A 17,310-nucleotide genomic window follows, 5' to 3' on the forward strand; every position below is an offset into this window, starting at 1 on the left:
ACCTGAGGCTGGATGACCAGCACACCCGCAGCCTGTAGCTAATGGGGAAAAACCTTAATATTAAAAGGGGATTGTTGCATGATTGTTGTATTTACAATGCCTGTCCTGTCAACGGAGCGCACAAAGTAATATATTTAACAATAAAATGTTAAATAGTGGTAATTTTAAGCGGAGTGTGAAAAATTTTATTTCCTCATTTTTTCTGACTATTCCTCTTTTATCTCAATAAAAAATATTTTGTTTTGCCTCTCGACAGAAGGAAATTATTCAGGCTATTTTCTAAACGTGCCACCATCGTGGCAGCGTCGCTCGGACGGTCCGGGCGCTAACGTTAATCTGAGGATATTATGGCTGACTCCCGCCCTGAACGTCGCTTTACGCGTATTGATCGTCTTCCCCCTTACGTTTTTAACATTACTGCTGAACTGAAGATGGCTGCGCGTCGGCGCGGCGAAGATATTATCGATTTCAGCATGGGGAACCCGGATGGGGCCACGCCTCCTCACATCGTCGAAAAACTCTGTACCGTGGCGCAGCGCCCGGATACGCACGGTTACTCCACCTCGCGCGGCATTCCGCGTCTGCGTCGGGCAATTTCCCGTTGGTACCAGGAACGCTATGACGTTGAGATCGATCCGGAATCCGAAGCGATTGTGACGATTGGCTCGAAAGAAGGATTGGCGCACCTGATGCTGGCCACGCTGGATCACGGCGATACGGTCCTCGTACCGAACCCGAGCTATCCGATCCATATTTATGGCGCGGTGATTGCCGGCGCGCAGGTACGTTCAGTGCCGCTGGTCGAAGGCGTTGATTTCTTTAATGAGCTGGAGCGAGCGATTCGCGAAAGCTACCCGAAACCGAAGATGATGATCTTAGGTTTTCCTTCCAACCCGACTGCGCAGTGCGTCGAGCTGGAGTTCTTCGAAAAAGTTGTGGCCCTGGCTAAACGCTATGACGTGCTGGTGGTTCATGACCTGGCCTATGCCGATATCGTCTACGATGGCTGGAAAGCGCCGTCGATTATGGAAGTTCCGGGCGCTCGTGATGTCGCGGTGGAGTTTTTCACCCTATCGAAAAGCTACAATATGGCGGGCTGGCGTATCGGTTTTATGGTAGGTAACAAAACGCTGGTGAACGCGCTGGCTCGAATTAAGAGCTATCACGATTATGGAACCTTTACTCCGTTGCAGGTTGCAGCAATCGCCGCGCTGGAAGGCGATCAGCAGTGCGTGCGGGATATTGCTGAGCAATATAAACGTCGTCGAGATGTGCTGGTTAAGGGGCTGCATGAAGCCGGGTGGATGGTCGAGATGCCCAAGGCCTCGATGTACGTTTGGGCGAAAATCCCAGAGCAATACGCCGCGATGGGCTCACTTGAATTTGCCAAGAAACTGCTGAACGAGGCGAAGGTATGTGTTTCGCCGGGGATTGGTTTTGGTGATTATGGCGATACGCACGTGCGCTTTGCGTTAATTGAAAACCGCGACCGTACCCGCCAGGCGATCCGTGGCATCAAAGCAATGTTCCGCGCCGATGGCTTACTGCCTGCCAGTGCAAAATCGGCCACTGAAAGTACCGACTAACAACACGTTTCCCCAAAAGCAAACAGGAGCCATCAGGCTCCTGTTTTTTTTGCTGCGTCTTTTAATTTAGATCATCAGGGCGAAAGTACCGGCCCAAACGATGACCATAAAAGAAATGCCCATAAAGAAATATTTCACTTTTCATCTCTCCGCGTACCTGAGGTACGTCTAAATGAACATATGCTAACCTGACAGAGAGCTGATGCACGCGTAAACGAAATGGAGAATTCCCTTCGTTTGCTTGTCTGCATCACCTCAGAATTCTGAGCTTTTATGCTCCAGACGGCGCTAATGTACGCCTAAAAATGAGGTGAGACAAGAGGCATTTTTTTATTTAATTTTAATAACTTACAAGTGTCGTGATTCGGCGACAGTTTAATTTCTGTCGGTAATAAATTGCTATTGAGCGACGAAATGTTTACTCGGAGAATTCTCATATCTCCATGATGTTAATGCGGTTAATTTTTCGCGGAATGAGATTATGAAAAGGTTAAAAATGACCAGATTAATGATGTTAGCACTCGTTCTTACGCCAGTGACGTCGATGGCGGCCTCGCCGATGGCATTCAATTTCAGCTGCGCAAGTATTGGTGGTGTGAATAGTGATGGTAAAGGCAATATCTGGATTGATGGCACTAAGGCGACGGTAAAGGCCTTCAATGAAAATTACTGGGAAGCAAAAAGCGGTAACAATACCGTGTCTATCTCCCGTAAAGATGACGGGAATCCGGACGTTTCCTGGACCGGGCCTAATCGTAAGCACGGGATTTGCCTGCCTGAAGACAATATCGACTTTTCAGGGGCAAAGAAATCGACCAGCAACGGGCCTTCTTTTTCCTGTTCTGCGGTAGCAAAGGGCAGTATCGAAGAGGTTATCTGTCAAAGTCCTTCGCTCTCAGCCATGGATTTGGCATTGAACGGGGCCTACAAGCAGGCGCTGGTGAAATCGAGTAATAACCCGACGCTCAAAGCAGAGCAACGCGGCTGGGTGAAAGGGCGTAACGAATGCTGGAAAGAGCAGGATAAGCCAGCGTGTATAGCCCGTAACTACAATGAGCGAATGGCTGAATTACAGAACAAGTGGGGCGTGAAGTAATTCAGGCGCAGAAAAAAAGAAAGGCCTTTCGGCCTTTCTTTTTAGATGTACAACGAGGCTTCACCCATCGGGCGAGTTTTGAAGCGACGGTGGATCCAGAGATACTGCTCGGGCGCGCGCATGATCTCTTTTTCGATAATTTTGTTCATATACGCCGCTGCCTGGCTTTCATCTGTTGGATAACCTTCCATTTCTGGCGTGATGAACAGGCGGTAACCGGAGTTATCTGCTTTTCTCACCATGGTTACGGTCAGCATCGCTGCGCCCGATAACCGTGACAGCACGTAAGTACCGTTGGTGGTCGCGACGTTTTTGACTGCGAAGAAGGGGGCGAATGAACTCCCTTTACGACCGTAGTCCTGATCGGGGGCAAACCATACCGCTTCCCCTTTTTTCAGGGCGCCGACAATACCGCGCAGATTATTTCTGCCGATCATGGCCTTGTTGGAGCGCATACGACCGCGGGTTTGGATCCACTCCATCAACTTATTGTTGTGCGGGCGATAGGTTGCCATCATCGGTTGGCAAAGTCCCATTACGCGACCACCCAACTCGAGTGACATAAAGTGTACGCCTACCACCATCACGCCACGGTTTTGCATCTGTGCGCGTTGCAGGTTGTCCAGCCCTTCTACATCAAACCATTTGCGTACCCGGCGATCCGGCCAGAACCAGGCCATACCCGTTTCAAGCAGCGCCATGCCGAGTGAACGGAAGTTCTCATCGACCAGTTTGTCTCTTTCTTCTTGCGACAGATTTGGGAAACAGAGTTCGAGATTTTTATGAGCAATAGATTCACGGCGCTTTAAAAATGGACGAGCCAGCGTTCCTGTACGGGTACCAAGAAAACACAATACGGGATAGGGAAGCTGTACCAGTAACCAGAGCACACCGACGCCAAACCATGTGAGCCAGTAGCGCGGATGCAAAAACGCGCGTGAAAATTTACATTGGGGGAACATAAGCACCTGTTGTTGATACGAAATAGGTGTATCGCGAAGATTCTTTAGTCTGCCGCTTTACAGTCTGTACTGATCGTTAGGCCGCCATGAACGACATTGGTTCCTGTAAAGAGTGTAAAACTGAGTCAGGACAAAACCAGGAAGGGGCATGAATGATCGGACGCTCAATGTACACCCGAATATTAATGTCAGCCAGAAATAATTAATCAAGATGCGTAAATGTTTTTACGGCGATTAAGGTCAAAAATGAGTCGATATATAATGCGTTGTTTTTATGACGATTAAATAAACGGCTGTCGAATAAATTAGTAGTCAGCGATTGAGTGATTTTTGTAACGAAAATGTTGCTTAAATTGCGAACCATTGGGAATTGTCTTAGAATATAAACTCAAGGGAGTGTAAGGACTTACGTAAATTTTTACGGCAAACAGGAGGTATCGCTATGTTCTATTTTTGGATCTTTCTCGCGTTGAGCATTCTGAGCGTCAGTTGCTATATCTGGCAGGTTATGGGGGCTGCGGCGTCAATAAGTGCTTTTATCGGCATGGCCATACTCACGGCATTAATTTACGTTTTTACTATGCAGTTGACCAATGGTAACGAGATGGTTACCGGATTATTCCTTTTTCTTGCCCCAGCATGCGGTTTGATCATCCGCTTTATGGTGGGTTACGGTAAGCAATAAATTATCACGTTGAGCTATTTATTCTTTATCTGAATGTATTGAAGTGCCAGCATCGCTGGCACTTTTTGCGAGACTGAAATCGGCTACCGGGCATCAGCCAACTGGAGTGACGCTTCCTCTTGCTGAGCGTTTTTCCGCTGTTGTTCGAGTTCCAGCGCGCCGCGATGAGAGAGGTAGCAGAACAGGATGCAGCAGACAATCCCGCCCATCAACAGATAGAAGCCGCCATGCCATCCCATTTTATCGACCATCACGCCAAACAGGCTGGTTCCCAGCGATGCGCCAAAAATGTAGCTCATGAATCCGCGTAACCCTACCGCAGAACCTACTGCGAAGCTGGGGACGATTTCCATGGTCTGAACGGAGGCCAGGAACTGCGGAACATAAATCAGGCAACCCACGATGGCGGCAAAAATAGTGACCATCAGCAGCGATTCACTTTTCCAGTAACCGATCAGGCAGACGAAAATCAGCGCCATACAGATCATGGCCAGCGGCATGCGACGGCCTTTAAACAGTTTATCGGTGAGCCAACCCGCCAGTAATGTGGAAGGAATTGCCGCCCATTCGAAAAACAGAAAAGCTATGCTCATTTGCTCTTTCGAGAAATGTTTTTCGGTTAATAAATAAATTGGCAGCCAGCTAATCATACCAAAACGCACCATATAGACAAAGACGTCTACCAGTGAAACATACCAGGCATTCTTATTACGCAATACATAGGTGCAGAAGATCTGGAAGGCACTCATATTTTCTGGCGCCTGGACAGCGTGTCGGGAATTTAATACGACTTTTTCTTCTGGCATCATTTGTTCCAGAGCCGGTAAACCCTCCTGGCGTGGTGAACCTTTCCCCAGCATCAGCACAATAAAAGCAAACAGTACGGCAACACAGGCCGGAACAATATAGCTGGCGCTTTGCCAGTGTTCGCTTCCCAAAATGGCAAAAGCGGCGCCAACAATCGGGGCGACAATACCACCGCCAACGTTGTGTGAGATATTCCAGAATGCGCCAACGCGTCCACGTTCTTTACGTGGAAACCAGTTAGCGATGGTAATAAATGAAGGGCCAACGCCCATCCCCTGAAACAAACCATTGAAAACGACCAACGCGGCGAATATCCAGAATCCGGTACTGAACCCCAGGCCTACGTTGACGATAGCGCACAGGATCAGGCCGCATGCCATGAAGACTTTCGGGCTGGCCTTGTCTGCCAGACTGCTCATAATGCCTTTACTGATCCCATAGGCAATAAGCATGCAACTGCTGAGTAAACCAATCTGCGTAGCGCTGAGATCCAGGTGCTCCTTCAGATATGGAGTCGAAAGCGTGAAGTTATTGCGCACAATATAGTACGCAAGATAGCCAAGAAATACGCTGAGTAATGCCTGAATGCGGTATCGGCCATAAGTTGCCTGGACTTTCTCCGCCGGGACTTTATTCGCCGCTGGTCCTGTCTTAAATATTGATAACATATCATCACCTAATTTTTTATTGATGTGAATATCAGGATTTTTCGCAGTGAAGAGTGAAATAGACGGCAAAGAAACTCAAGTTGATGAAATGTGTCACTATTGACTCAATTTGCGGGCGGCGTGGCAGATTTTGACTCTTTTTTAATAATGGATTTTCAATTCTATTCTTTCACGGGCATTTTTATCATCGGCGTGTGCGGGTATTAACAAATTCAGGCTGCATTTTCGGGTATTCTTTACTGATGTCGTCACTTTCCGTTTGGTTATTCTACGAATAACCTTATTCTTCCCCCCAGCGGTGATAAACGGGTAAGTTTTGTCTCAATATTATTTTTTGTACATGTTGGTATTTATGAACGGGATCACAAACAGACTGTTGGGCCGGGGGCGTTTTTGGGCATTCTTGCTCTGTTTTATGTCGCTGTCGGCGAGCTGCCAGGTCCTGGGTAAAGAGCTGGTGATGGCGACCACCTTTTCCCCAGGGGCCACGGCCTGGATTATCCAGCGCTGGCAGACGGAGCCAGGGTCAGTGATGATTCGCACGTTAAACCGGACCAGCGGTTCGCTGGAACAGTTGCTGGATACTGCGAATGCGGAAAACGTCGATCTGATTTTGACCTCATCACCCATGCTGTTGCAGCATCTTCAGGAGCACCAGAAGCTGGCACCTTTCGATAATGCGCTGCCTGAAAGCCAGCGGCTGGTGCCAGACTCGATTCGCTCGACCTCCGTGGCTGTGGCGATATCAGGGTTTGGCCTGTTGATTAATCGTTCTGCGCTGGCGGCGCGGCATCTTCCGCCGCCTGCCGACTGGGGGGATTTAACGCAGCCTAAATATCAGAACGCGCTGTTGATGAGTAGCCCGTCGCGTTCCGATACCAACCACCTGATGGTTGAGTCGCTGCTGCAACAGAAAGGGTGGGAAGAGGGCTGGGCGACGCTGTTGGCCAGCGCCGGTAACCTGGTAACGATTTCATCACGCAGTTTTGGCGTGGCCGACAAAATTAAGAGCGGTCTGGGCGTGGCGGGGCCGGTTATTGATAACTATGCCAACCTGTTGCTTAACGATCCGCACCTTACTTTTACCTATTTCCCTCGCTCGGCGGTGTCACCCACCTATGTTGCCGTACTCAAGAATAGCCAGCACCCCAACGAAGCGCGTCGCTTTATCCGCTATCTGTTAAGCCCGGAAGGACAGCGGATCCTTGCGGATGCGAACACGGGGAAATATCCGGTCACGCAGCTCGCGCCTGATAACCCGCGCGCCGCTCAGCAGGCTATTTTGATGAGCCAGCCCGCGCTTAATTATCGGCTGATCCTTAAGCGGCAACAGCTGGTGCAGCGGATGTTTGATACCGCCATCAGTTTTCGACTCGCGCAGCTGAAAGATGCCTGGCGGGCGCTATACAGTGCGGAAGCGCGCCTGAAACGCCCGCTACCCGAAATCAGAGCATTACTGACCAGCGTCCCGATAGACGCCAGAAGTAGTGAAGATGAGGCCTGGCTTGCGCAATTTGAGAATAAAAGCGTAGCCGAACAGCAGATGATGGAGTGGCAGCTCTGGTTTCTTAAAAATCAGCGTCAGGCGATATCCAAACTGGAAGAGTTAAAATGAAAGGTGGTTCGATACTGCAACGCCTGCGCCAGCTCAGCATCAGCAGCAGCCTGCGGGGAGCGTTTCTGACGGGCGCATTACTGACGTTGAGCGTAAGCTGCGTCAGTTTGTACTCCTGGCATGAGCAGAGCTCGCAGATACGCTATTCACTTGATGATTACTTCCCGCGCGTACATTCCGCTTTTTTGATAGAAGGAAATCTCAACCTGGTTGTGGATCAGCTTAATGAATTCCTGTTGGCCCCCAACACCACGGTGAGGCTGCAACTGCGCAATCAAATTATTTCTCATCTGGACAAAATTGAGGTGCTGAGCCGGGGATTACAATCGGCAGAACAACAGCAGTTGGCGGTGATTTTGCAAGACAGTCGGGCGCTGATGGCGGAGCTGGACCGGGTGCTCTACAACATGTTCCTCGTGCGCGAAAAGGTGAGTGAACTCTCCGCGCGCATCGACTGGCTACATGATGATTTTACTACCGAGCTGAATTCGCTGGTGCAGGATTTTACCTGGCAGCAGGGGACGTTGCTGGATCAAATTGAGGCCAAAAACGGCGATGCAGCGCAGTATCTCAAACGTGCCAGAGAGGTACAAAACGAGCAGCAGCAGGTTTACACCCTGGCAAGAATTGAAAATCAGATCGTGGATGATTTACGCGACAGGCTCAATGAACTGAAGTCGGGTAGCGACGACGGGATGCTGGTGGAGAATCATATCCGCTATCTGGAGAATCTGAAGAAAACGGCGGATGAAAATATCCGTACCCTCGATGACTGGCCCAGTACTATCACCCTGCGGCAAACCATTGATGAGTTACTGGAAATCGGGATGATGAAAAATAAAATGCCCGATACCATGCGCGATTATGTCGCCGCGCAAAAAGCGCTCGTTGATGCTAACCATGCCAGAGAGGCAACGCTCGGGCGCTTTCGAACACTGCTTGAGGCGCAGTTGGGGAGTAGCCATCAGCAAATGCAGATGTTTAACCAGCGGCTGGAACAAATTGTTCGCGTCAGCGGTGGACTTATTCTGCTGGCGACGCTGCTGGCGCTACTTCTCGCCTGGGGGCTCAACCATTACTTTATTCGTTCGCGTCTGGTGAAGCGTTTTACCGCACTCAACCAGGCCGTGGTGCAAATTGGTCTTGGCAGAACGGATGCCACCATCCCGGTTTATGGGCGCGATGAGCTCGGGCGCATCGCAGGATTGCTGCGCCATACTCTGGGCCAGTTGAGTGCGCAAAAAAATCAGCTGGAGCAGGAAGTGACAGAGCGCAAGGAGATAGAGTCCGATCTCCGGGCAACGCAGGATGAACTGATCCAGACGGCAAAACTGGCAGTGGTTGGACAGACCATGACCACGCTGGCGCACGAGATTAACCAACCGCTGAATGCGCTGTCGATGTACCTGTTTACGGCGGGAAGGGCAATTGAACAAGGACAATCCGCTCAGGCCAGAAGTACGTTAACCAAAGCGGAGGGGCTGATTACCCGTATTGATGCCATTATCCGTTCGCTGCGTCAGTTTGCACGTCGGGCCGAGCCGGGCGCGTCTTTGCATCCGGTCGATCTGCGACAAACATTCAGCGCCGCCTGGGAACTGTTGGCCATGCGGCATAAGCCACAGCAGGGTACGCTGACGCTTCCAGCCCAGAGTGTATGGGTGACAGGTGATGAAGTGCGTATTCAGCAGGTGCTGGTAAACGTACTGGCAAATGCGCTGGATGCCAGTCCGACTGGCGCGCAAATAGAGGTTCACTGGCAGGCTGAGGGCAGCCGATTGTGCGTCTTTGTCTGCGATAACGGCCCCGGCTGGCCGGAGGCGTTATTGCCATCACTGTTAAAGCCGTTTACCACCAGTAAGGATGTGGGGCTCGGTATTGGCTTATCGATTTGTGTATCGTTAATGGGGCAAATGAACGGCGAACTGCGCCTGGCGTCGACACCGGGGCGTAATGCCTGCGTCGTTCTGCAATTTAATCTGACGGATGTAAACGATGTTGTGTGATGACTATTCTGTTCTGCTGATTGATGATGATGCCGATGTTCTCGACGCTTACACTCTGTTGCTTGAACAAGAGGGGTACCGCGTCTACGCATGCAATAACCCTTTTGATGCCCGAAACTGGCTGCAAGCCGACTGGCCGGGGATTGTTCTGAGCGACGTGTGTATGCCTGGCTGCAATGGAATAGACCTGATGACGTTGTTTCATCAGGATGATAATCAGCTCCCTATTCTGCTTATCACCGGGCATGGCGATGTCCCGATGGCGGTGGAGGCAGTAAAGAAAGGCGCATGGGACTTTCTGCAAAAACCGGTCGACCCCGGCAAACTGCTGTCGCTGGTAGAGGATGCGCTGCGTCAGAGACAATCCGTGATTGCCCGTCGCCATTATTGCCAGCAAAAGCTTCAGGTTGAACTGCTCGGCTACAGTGACTGGGTCAATCAGTATCGTCAACGTCTGCAACACCTGGCGGAAACGGATATTGCCGTCTGGTTTTATGGCGAGCCGGGGACAGGACGTATGACCGGAGCCCGGTATTTGCATCAGCTTGGGCGCAGCGCTGATGGGCCGTTTATCCGCGGTGAACTGACGCCCGGGAACGCGGGACTACTCAATGACCTTATTGCACAGGCGCAAGGAGGAACGCTGGTCCTGAGCCATATTGAATGCCTGACGCGTGAACAGCAGCACCATCTGGTGCATCTACAAAGCCAGGAGCGGCGTCCGTTTCGTCTGATAGGCATTGGCGACACATCGTTGGTGGAACTGGCGGCAACCAACCAGATTGTGGCCGAACTCTACTACTGTTTTGCGATGACGCAAATCGGTTGCCAGCCGTTGTCACAGCGTCCGGATGATATTGAGCCGCTGTTTCGTCATTACCTGCAGAAAGCCTGTCTGCGCCTGAACCATCCCGTGCCCGAGGTTGAAGGGGAGTTACTGAAAGGCATGCGGCGTCGCGTGTGGTTAAGTAATGTCCGGGAACTGGCGAATGCCGCCGAGCTTTTTGCCGTTGGGCTACTCCCGCTGGCTGAAACCGCGAATCCGCAGCTGCATCTGCCTGAACCAACACCGCTCGATCGGCGGGTTGAAGAGTACGAGCGACAGATCATTACTGAAGCGCTAAATATTCATCAGGGGCGCATTAATGAAGTGGCGGAGTATTTACAAATCCCGCGTAAAAAATTGTATTTACGCATGAGAAAATACGGGCTGAGCAAAGAACACTATAAGTTTTAGTCGACAGAATTGGGGGAGAAGGGACGTCGAGAGTATTTCGGTGGCGGCGTTGGCGTTCACCGAAATAGGCAACGGAAGTCCGGGTGATTATCTGGTTGTCTTTCTTACCACATCAAATCATCAGGGATGACAAAATCAGCATACGGATCGTCTTCGTCCTTCGCTTCCTGGCTTAGCTCGCAATTTAAAACAATATAACTTGCATCGCGCTGCGCAATCTTGTCGGCGACGACAGCCGGGATAATGGCGTATTCGCTATCGTTGCCGCTTTCAGCCGTCAGTCGGGCAATGGCCAGACGGCCCTTGATCAGCTGAGACTGAGTCACCTTATCAACATAGACTTTTTTGATCAGGTTATTATCAGTAAAGTTGTAACCAATATCGCCACGAGTAATGGTGATTTTATTCATTTCAATCAGTTGCTTGATCTGGGCTTTATATTCTTTAGACAGCGCGGCCTGTTTCTGCTGTTCGCTGAGCTGCTTGTCGCGCTCAATTTGCGCTTTTTTATTCTCTTCAACCGCTTCTCTGGCTTCGCGAGCCTGAACGCGCGATTTCTTCGCCGTTCTTTGCACTTTGGCCACTTTTTTGCTGCTGACCAGACCTGCCTTAAGCATCTGTTCTTGTAGGGTAAGTTTTGTCATCGTCGCTTCTAATCCAATAAAATCGTTGTCAGGATTATAACCTTAACGTTCGGCGGGATGCCAGAAAATGGCCGTGCCACGACGGTTATCTCCAGTAGGCGTCACCGTTCTGTGTCTTACTCCCTTTCCGAATCGTGTTGATAGTTAACTCGTTTTTTAATAAGAAATAATATGCTGAATGATTTAACTATCTTGAGAATAGATATCATAAAAATAAATATTTCAGTGATTTATCCTGATTGTCATAATCAAATAGAGTTATTTTGGCAGGTGTTTAATCTAAAAAACAATCAGTTGTCTCTTGATCAAATTTAAAGTGCAGCCTCATTGCGCCGATAACCATAATGAAAATATGGATAATGGAGGGAAGTGGCATGTGGTGGGTTTATCGAATGCCGATGAAAATGAAGTTAATAATCGCGCTACAACCACTATTATTGGCGTTATGTTGGTTTGCTGGTTCAGGAATATTGACGCGCATTGAGACAGAACGGCAGATGGAAAATATTGCTCAACTGACAGCGCTCGCGCGTAGTGCCGGAAATGTGGTGCATGAGCTGCAAAAAGAACGGGGAATGAGCGTCGGATTTCTGGGGGCTGAAGGGAAGACGTTCAAAGATGAGTTAACCGCGCAGCGGGCTTTAACCGATCGCGAGATCGAGGTCTTTGTGCGTTCACTGTCCGATACTGCATTACCAGAAGGGGATGCCGCCAATTCTGTCACCACGTTTAAGAAAAACATTCTGTCGCTTGCCACCATCCGGGAAAACGTCACGCGATTGGGGCTTCCGGCCTCAGATGTCGTTAAGTTTTATACTAATGTCATTGCTGATGTGCTGAGTTTTGTGGGCAGGTTGGGACAGTTGACGGATTCAGGCGAGATGGCGAACGCATTCGCCGCCTACTACAATTTGCTGAATTTGAAAGAACAAGCAGGTATTGAACGCGCGCTGCTGTCAAATATCTTTTCCTCCGGTCATTTCGCCGAGGGGCAGTTACATCAACTCAGTGATGTCGTCAGTAAACAGAACGTCTGGCTGGCACAATCGTTGCGTCTGAGCCCACCGGAACAGGCGGCCATGCTGGAAAGCCGCTTACAGTCCACAGAAGCGTCAAAAGCCCTCTCATTACGCGAAACTGCGTTTAGTCATGCCGCGAACGGTGGATTTGATGTCGATCCTACTGTCTGGTTCAAGGTTCAAACCCAGCGTATTGAAGTGATGCGGCAGATAGAAGATGTGACGGCGAATCTTCTGTTAACGAATGCGGAAAAACTCGCGCAGGATGCACGAAAAAACTGGCAAATATATATGATTGTCAGCTTGTTAGCGCTCCTGGCATCATTGGCGTTCGCAGGGGCAATCGCTATCAATATGCATCGTCAATTTAGTGACACGCTCCGCAAGATTGCGGGTATGAACGGCGATCTGACTCAACGACTGGCGACCCCGGGGAAAGATGAGCTTTCCTCACTTAATCGCGCCTATAACACGATGCTGGAAAGTATTCAGCATATCGTCCAGGAGATTAAACAAGGCTCCGTGGTTTTATCCGATGCCAGCAGCAGCATTACGGCGGGTAATCAGGACCTGGCCCAACGCACGGATGAACAGGCAGCATCAATAGTACAAGCGGTGGCCAGTATGGAACAGCTCTCCACGACGATTACGCAAACGGCGGACAATGCCCGCGAAGCGGAGCATCTGACAATCAGGCTGGAAAAAGAGGTCCGCCAGGCCAGTAACGTCGCCAGTGCGGCAAATCAAAGCATGGGGGATATTCGCTCTTCCAGTGAGAAAATCTCGAATATTGTGACCTCGATAGACGATATTTCGTTTCAGACTAACTTGCTGGCGCTGAATGCGGCAGTGGAAGCTGCACGGGCAGGAGAGATGGGTAGGGGGTTTGCGGTTGTAGCCAGTGAAGTGCGGAATCTTTCGCAGCGTTGTGCCAAAGAAGCTAATCAGATCCGCGAGCTGGTCGCGCAGAATATGGTAAAAATTAGTGAGGGTGTTGAGCGGGTTACGGCGTCCGCTACCGCGCTAGAAGCCGCGGCGGACAATACCACCAGCATGAAGCAATATATTGCGGATATCGCTCGTGTAGCGACGGAACAATCGCAAGGGGTAACTCAGATTAACCTGGCACTGCGACCTATGGAGCAGGTCACGCAGCAAAACGCGGCGTTGGTTTCTCAGGCCGCAAGCGACAGCCAGCGCCTGGACAATCTGTCTGTCACCATGAAGGATCTGGTCAATCGTTTTGTTGTCTGACCTGACGCCGTTTAACCGACCCGGACAACATACCGGGTCGGTTCATCCCCTGGCGGGGAAATAGTATTAACGATAAATGTCTACAACGGGTTTTCCGTCATCGCCTATGGTTCCCCGGTACATACCTTCAGAGTTGAAGGACATGGTGTAATTACCGGCTTTATCAAGCACAATTACTCCACCGCTGCCATTCAGCGCCTTAACTTCATCCAGAGCATTCTGCGCTGCGTCTTTTAAAGGGGTATTGCGGTATTTCACCTGGGCTGCAATGTTATACGCGGTCAGCGTGCGGATAAACATTTCTCCTGAGCCGGTTGCGGATACCGCCACGGTTTCATTGTCGGCATAATTTCCTGCGCCAATGATAGGTGAATCCCCCACACGTCCGTAACGTTTGTTGGTCATTCCGCCTGTAGACGTTCCGGCAGCGAGATTACCGTCTTTATCCAGAGCAACAGCGCCGACAGTGCCATATTTATAGTCATACATCATTGGATCAGCGAACAGGGCAGCGCTCTTTCCATCGTGATCAAGGAGCACTTTTTCTTTTTTGATTGCATTCTGTAATTGCTGCCAGCGAAAATCTGTTTTGAAATAAGCAGGATCAACGGTTGCGAGTCCCTGTTCTTTTGCAAAGGTATCTGCGCCTGTCGAGACCATGAGAACGTGCGGGCTTTGAGTCATAACGGCATACGCCGCATTAATTGGGTTTTTAACCGTGGTTACACCGGCAACGGCACCGGCTTTTCGGGTTTTCCCATCCATAATGGACGCATCCAGTGCATTGCGGCCATCGTGGGTAAACACGGCACCTTTACCTGCATTGAAGAGAGGAGAATCTTCCATCACATTAATCGCTTTCTGAACGGCTTCCAGGCTGCTACCGCCTTTATTCAGAACCGCATAACCTGCATTCAGAGCTTCAGTGAGTTTTTCTGTATACTGCTTTTCCTGTTCTGGTGTGATGGTATCTTTTGTAATGGTACCGGCACCACCATGGATCACCAGCCTTATCGGCGATTGCGCGTCTCCCCATGCGGGAGCTGTCAGTAAGGTACAAAGGGTCAAAGTAGCGATACTGGTCTTGATTCTGATCATATGAATAAATTCCTTTTTTCTGAGTGATGAATCATTTCCGATAATGTTTCTCATTACCGGTATTAATCAGCCTGTTTATGGAGAACTTATTCCTGACAAACTGGCTAAAGATTAATCATGGCTATACTTCAATAATCATAATTTTGGTTAATTGATTTTAGTCAAAATATATTTTTAATGATTGATTTATCAAAAAATGAAGCGTTTCCGCAGAAGTTTCTATCATTCCACTGACCATACTCGCAGGCTTCCGGTTGCAGTCTGTCGCTGGTAAAGTGAGCAACCAATACCGAGATGTGGCCAGAAGGGAATTCCGAGTGACCGAACGTATTGATTATCAGACTGAAAAATACAGCTTTACTGAGGCGACTGAAAGTTCCCGTCTGGCTGGCCAGTGGGCTGATGTTATTGCTGAATGTCGGGAAATGAAGGCGGGTCCGCAAGAGCGTCTGCGTATTGCTTTATTGAATGTGGACTATGTGACCAGCTTTGAGCTGCCTTTCCGTTTGTTATTACTCCGTACCCCGCAACTGATTGCCAGCGTTCGTGAAGAGCTGCAGCTTAGTCAGAAAAACGTAATCTTTAACGGCAAACGCTTTGGTTGTGTTTACAGCCTGAAAGCGAGTCTCGGCGGGATACCGGATGAATTTCAGTACCGCCTGTCGCATCGTATTCGACGCATTAATCGTGCAGGTTCAAGCGAAGCGCCATATCAGCAAATTGCTAAAACGGTGAAAGCACCGCGTGAGCGTCTGAAGCTGGCACTGGAATCAGGTCTTGATGTCACTGCTTTGGACGGGCTTTTCTGGTTTGGCAGCCAACGTATTGCTGCTGACGTACTGAGGCTGAGAAAATCAGGGATGCGGATAGCTACTGAGCAGACAATGGTGTCCGACAATCTTACTGCAACGGTGAGGAATGTGCCGTTTTATCGCCTGGCTTAGGGATGAACTGACAGGTAAATGAAAGGATTTAGCCGGATGCATTTAATTAAAAGTGTCCCCTGCAGGAATCGAACATTCACTTAATCCTATGTTATTTAGGTGTAATTAATAATGCTTAAGTATTTATAACAACAAATGTACCAACATTTTCAGCCGTGAATAACAATATTGTCAATTAAAATCAATTCATTACGCCACTGAACGTATTCGAACATCTCTGAATGACAAGCATCGAACACAGAACCAGCAACAGAGAGTGTGGGCTATTCAGATAAAAAAACGCTTTCTTTTAGTGCCCTAACCCGCTACACCAAGAGTCTTGACGTAACCAAAAGATAAATCAGCGTTTACGCTGTTAATGTAGTCAAGGAAATGGTAATACAGATGAAAGCCAGCGACACAATGAAGGCTGTTAAGCGGTGGTTCAAGTTAAGCAATTATGACGTTCTTGAAGAGATCACAGTTAACGACCTGAGTTATGAAATCAGTCGGCGTGTACCATTGCACCGACATGATTTTAGTAAAGAAGAGCACCCTCGGCATGAACGCTATCTGCAAGAAGAAGCCAAGATTCTGGCTGGTCATCCTCTTTTAGCGAGTTCGATAGAAAGAACCGCCCCAACTACAAAAAAGAAAAACCCTTTAGTGGATGCGCGGCTGCATGTCAGGCATATGACCGTCAACGACATTAGTCGCTACGAGGCACGGCTACGGGACCTTGATCTACTTCACAGAGTAGGTTACTCATCCGATGCATCGTCTGTCCCGACATCAAAAGAGGTTGGGGTGCGGAAGCTGAGAGACATTGACGAGTTTGATGATGGGCATCCACTGTTTTTGTGGTTAAACATTAAGTTCCTGACTGACGATGAGGTTATTGAGCATATCAAAAGAATGCTTCCTGAATGGCGAAAGGAGCATACAGTTGGCGAGCCAGCAATTGGTTCGTTTCGGTTCGGACTAAGCACTGTCAAAAAGGTGATCAATCTCAGGGTTATCCCAATGCTTGATCTGCTGCTTTGGGCGAAGCGGAATGATGCCAAGATCTCTTATGAGCAGTTTTCCCGTCTCCTCTACCCTAACGACTCTGAAGTCATCAGAGGCGGCTCTCAAATCAAGGATACCGACAAGCCGTTTGCTGAAAAAGTTCTCAAGCGCGAATTTGATCGGTTGTTTAACCTCTGGCTGAGTAAAAACGATTACATGATGGATATCAAGGTAGCCGAAGCGATGAAGATGAACGAAAAAGAAGAGGAGGACGAGAAAAAAGGGAAGTAACTCACTTCCTGCACGTAGGGGACTGGCGTCAAGTCTGGTCCCCACTCTTCAAAACCAGCGAAATCCACAAACTCCCATTTTCCCCTTAAACCACGCCCTGCCACTTTCGCAAAAAATCTTGTTTGCCAATCTCTGCATCCAGCGATCTCAATTTTTCCTACTATAGCTCTTGTCGAAACAACAGAGGAAAAGACAAATGAGAAATGAAATCGCTGGAAAAAGATTAATCCGTATTCCTGAAGTGCTGAGAAGAGTCGGATTTGGTAGAACCACAATGTATGAGCTTATAAAGGAAGGCCGATTCCCGGATAAGGTAATCATAGGGGCAAGAACTGTAGCATTTGTGGAAAGTGAGATCGATGCATGGATTGAAAATACTATTTCCGATTCACGCAAAAATAATAAATAACA

General features: G+C 49.2%; 15 protein-coding genes. 10 read left to right on the plus strand and 5 right to left on the minus strand.

The window, feature by feature from the left end; translation table 11 throughout:
- The first annotated feature begins 347 nt into the window (after positions 1 to 347).
- Positions 348 to 1,586, plus strand: coding sequence for an alanine transaminase (gene alaC / locus HVZ52_RS06685; RefSeq protein ID WP_016153894.1), 1,239 nt, complete (start codon positions 348 to 350; stop codon positions 1,584 to 1,586).
- 66 nt (positions 1,587 to 1,652) lie between these two features.
- Here the strand turns inward: alaC and ypdK are convergent, their stop codons facing one another.
- Complete coding sequence (ypdK, locus tag HVZ52_RS06690; RefSeq protein ID WP_010723117.1) at positions 1,653 to 1,724, minus strand: membrane protein YpdK; 72 nt, start codon at positions 1,722 to 1,724, stop codon at positions 1,653 to 1,655.
- 343 nt (positions 1,725 to 2,067) lie between these two features.
- Between ypdK and HVZ52_RS06695 the strand changes: the two genes are divergently transcribed.
- Entirely contained in the window at positions 2,068 to 2,682 is a 615-nt protein-coding gene (locus HVZ52_RS06695; RefSeq protein WP_016153893.1) for a lysozyme inhibitor LprI family protein, read from the plus strand.
- Positions 2,683 to 2,723: 41 nt separating this feature from the next.
- Here the strand turns inward: HVZ52_RS06695 and lpxP are convergent, their stop codons facing one another.
- A complete protein-coding gene (lpxP, locus tag HVZ52_RS06700; RefSeq protein ID WP_019077327.1) occupies positions 2,724 to 3,644 on the minus strand; it encodes a kdo(2)-lipid IV(A) palmitoleoyltransferase in 921 nt (306 codons plus the stop codon).
- A gap of 442 nt (positions 3,645 to 4,086) precedes the next feature.
- Between lpxP and HVZ52_RS06705 the strand changes: the two genes are divergently transcribed.
- Positions 4,087 to 4,329: a DUF2545 family protein gene (locus HVZ52_RS06705; RefSeq protein ID WP_016153891.1), complete on the plus strand. Its 243-nt coding sequence runs from the start codon at positions 4,087 to 4,089 to the stop codon at positions 4,327 to 4,329.
- An 83-nt stretch (positions 4,330 to 4,412) separates the two neighbouring features.
- On the opposite strand, the gene pgtP is transcribed toward HVZ52_RS06705, so the two are convergent.
- A complete protein-coding gene (pgtP, locus tag HVZ52_RS06710; RefSeq protein ID WP_181599026.1) occupies positions 4,413 to 5,804 on the minus strand; it encodes a phosphoglycerate transporter PgtP in 1,392 nt (463 codons plus the stop codon).
- 415 nt (positions 5,805 to 6,219) lie between these two features.
- Between pgtP and pgtC the strand changes: the two genes are divergently transcribed.
- The 3 genes from pgtC to pgtA are packed head-to-tail and all read left to right on the plus strand — an operon-like array spanning position 6,220 to position 10,662.
- On the plus strand, positions 6,220 to 7,419 hold the full coding sequence (gene pgtC / locus HVZ52_RS06715) for a phosphoglycerate transport regulator PgtC (protein ID WP_019077323.1): 1,200 nt from the start codon (positions 6,220 to 6,222) through the stop codon (positions 7,417 to 7,419).
- A gap of 11 nt (positions 7,420 to 7,430) precedes the next feature.
- A complete protein-coding gene (gene pgtB, locus HVZ52_RS06720; RefSeq protein WP_181599274.1) occupies positions 7,431 to 9,425 on the plus strand; it encodes a two-component system sensor histidine kinase PgtB in 1,995 nt (664 codons plus the stop codon).
- Positions 9,415 to 10,662, plus strand: coding sequence for a two-component system response regulator PgtA (pgtA, locus tag HVZ52_RS06725; RefSeq protein WP_016153887.1), 1,248 nt, complete (start codon positions 9,415 to 9,417; stop codon positions 10,660 to 10,662). Before pgtB ends, pgtA begins: the two co-directional genes overlap by 11 nt.
- 104 nt (positions 10,663 to 10,766) lie before the next feature.
- On the opposite strand, the gene HVZ52_RS06730 is transcribed toward pgtA, so the two are convergent.
- Positions 10,767 to 11,306, minus strand: a complete 540-nt coding sequence (locus HVZ52_RS06730) for a DUF2058 domain-containing protein (RefSeq protein WP_016157066.1) — start codon at positions 11,304 to 11,306, stop codon at positions 10,767 to 10,769.
- A gap of 374 nt (positions 11,307 to 11,680) precedes the next feature.
- Here HVZ52_RS06730 and HVZ52_RS06735 point away from each other — a divergent pair, with 374 nt between their 5' ends.
- Entirely contained in the window at positions 11,681 to 13,579 is a 1,899-nt protein-coding gene (locus HVZ52_RS06735) for a methyl-accepting chemotaxis protein (protein ID WP_181599027.1), read from the plus strand.
- 66 nt (positions 13,580 to 13,645) lie between these two features.
- Here HVZ52_RS06735 and HVZ52_RS06740 read toward each other — a convergent pair whose 3' ends face one another.
- Positions 13,646 to 14,677, minus strand: coding sequence for an isoaspartyl peptidase/L-asparaginase (locus HVZ52_RS06740; protein ID WP_181599028.1), 1,032 nt, complete (start codon positions 14,675 to 14,677; stop codon positions 13,646 to 13,648).
- 317 nt (positions 14,678 to 14,994) lie between these two features.
- Here HVZ52_RS06740 and HVZ52_RS06745 point away from each other — a divergent pair, with 317 nt between their 5' ends.
- From HVZ52_RS06745 to HVZ52_RS06755, 3 genes are all read left to right on the plus strand, one after another.
- The gene (locus HVZ52_RS06745) at positions 14,995 to 15,621 is read left to right on the plus strand and encodes a DNA-binding protein (RefSeq protein ID WP_149381358.1); all 627 of its coding nucleotides are present in this window, start codon (positions 14,995 to 14,997) and stop codon (positions 15,619 to 15,621) included.
- A 384-nt stretch (positions 15,622 to 16,005) separates the two neighbouring features.
- On the plus strand, positions 16,006 to 16,899 hold the full coding sequence (locus HVZ52_RS06750) for a DUF6387 family protein (RefSeq protein ID WP_181599029.1): 894 nt from the start codon (positions 16,006 to 16,008) through the stop codon (positions 16,897 to 16,899).
- 196 nt (positions 16,900 to 17,095) lie between these two features.
- The gene (locus HVZ52_RS06755; protein ID WP_101705180.1) at positions 17,096 to 17,308 is read left to right on the plus strand and encodes an AlpA family transcriptional regulator; all 213 of its coding nucleotides are present in this window, start codon (positions 17,096 to 17,098) and stop codon (positions 17,306 to 17,308) included.
- Positions 17,309 to 17,310 lie beyond the last annotated feature (2 nt).

Source organism: Citrobacter sp. RHB36-C18, from assembly GCF_013814485.1.
Classification (GTDB): Bacteria; Pseudomonadota; Gammaproteobacteria; order Enterobacterales; family Enterobacteriaceae; genus Citrobacter; species Citrobacter braakii.